General features: G+C 38.8%; 1 protein-coding gene. It reads right to left on the bottom strand.

All coding sequences use genetic code 11. The annotated features are described in order from the left end of the window. Positions 1–439 precede the first annotated feature (439 nt). Positions 440–1,354, bottom strand: coding sequence for a hypothetical protein (locus O9290_RS09015; RefSeq protein ID WP_288056293.1), 915 nt, complete (start codon positions 1,352–1,354; stop codon positions 440–442). Positions 1,355–1,580: the final 226 nt, after the last annotated feature.

The raw sequence follows: 1,580 nt of genomic DNA, 5'->3' as shown, positions 1-1,580 counted from the left end.
CTTATATAGAAAGGCATTTAGCGATTTTTGTCAATTGTTTTTTATCTAGAGCGAACTAATCAATTAAGTCTCTTGCCAGATAAGGATTTAGTCGATTTATGCCCCCCTATCGAACCATAACAAGTAACGAAGAGCCAAAATCTTCACTTTTTGAGTCTATTCTAATTCATCTGTAGAGATTTAAGAGAATATAATCACCACAAAATCAACACCATTGCTTGGTAAATAATCGCATTTTATCACAATTTTTGCTAATTCGTTGACTCCATATTTTCTTTTAAAAGCCGCTAAAGTAGCTTGTACTAACGCTAAACCATAAGCATCTTTTCAGGTCTATCGCAATTCTTCATCTGTTAAATAATATCCTCCCGTTTTCCGCCGGTTATTGCTTCTTTGAAGCTGTTTAAGCTAAGACGTATTTTAACCCAGCTTAATTAATTTATTCAGAGAGGAATCGTCTGATTAAATCTTCCCGTGAAGAGTCCAATAATAAACGACTAGACTCCATCGGTGATAACTTAAGCAACTCATCAATGACTTTTATTAAAGACTCATCCAATTCTCCAAACCTCACTTGCATTAAATTTTCAATAATTTGTCGTTGTCCTTGTTGAAGTCCTTGTTGAATTCCTTGTTGAATTCCTTCTCGTTTGGTCGCCTCTTTCCACTCTAAATAAGATTGAGATAAAGCCATAAATACCTCCCTATCTTCTGATTCTAAAAGATTGTTAATTTCAACACTCACACGCCAACTAATCAATAATTCCATGACATTTTGACGGAAGGAATCGCCAGAAGGCAACTCAAGCAACTCTCTCACCGCTTGGCTTTGGGTTTTCCCCCGTCCCAACAATCTTAACAGTAAAGTGTCTGGGGTAATAGGTAACTGATTAATCGCTATAATTGCCGTTCGGTGAGAGGGAGATAAAAAGTAAATCCCTTCTGTCCAGTTTTCTAGTTCTAATTTAGCATCAAAACTCTCTAGGATCTGGAAACTAATAGAAGTAGCCAAAATCCATAATTTAGGTAAGTCATCCTCGTTTAACTCAGTTTTTTCCCGTTTCCCTTTCCGTTGAAGTTCAGCGAAAATCGAAAACAGTTTTAAGATACAGTTGCGAATTTCCGTTCGATTGGGAGCATTGCGAAAAGGCTCAAGCAAAGTGCTTGTTGTCACCATTTGCCCTAAAAGACCCAAAGATTGAGCATTTCCCCGCATATTAGGGTGAGGAGAGAAGAAAATATCCACCTGACGGGTTTCATCCGCCACCTCTTTGCTGACTTCCACCTTTCCCAGGGGAGACAGCAATTCTTCTAGGTATTGTTTGGCAAATTGGTCGTGAGGTTGTCGAGTCATGTCTTCAATCTTAGATCAGAAAAGACCCGACCGCACCCGACCCATTTCATAACCCCAGCTTATCAATAGTATAAGTAACAATATCGTCAAACCCCTTTACAAACCGTTACAAAGTCTTTAAGATAGAGACATCATCAATCAATCGTACCTCGATAACTTAATAGGAATCATAAACCAATGACCACCACTCTACAACAGCGCGAGAGCGCTTCCCTGTGGGAGCAGT

Source organism: Microcystis sp. LE19-41.2A, assembly GCF_027530405.1.
GTDB classification, from domain to species: Bacteria; Cyanobacteriota; Cyanobacteriia; order Cyanobacteriales; family Microcystaceae; genus Microcystis; species Microcystis aeruginosa.
This window is presented reverse-complemented; position numbering and strand designations above follow the sequence as displayed.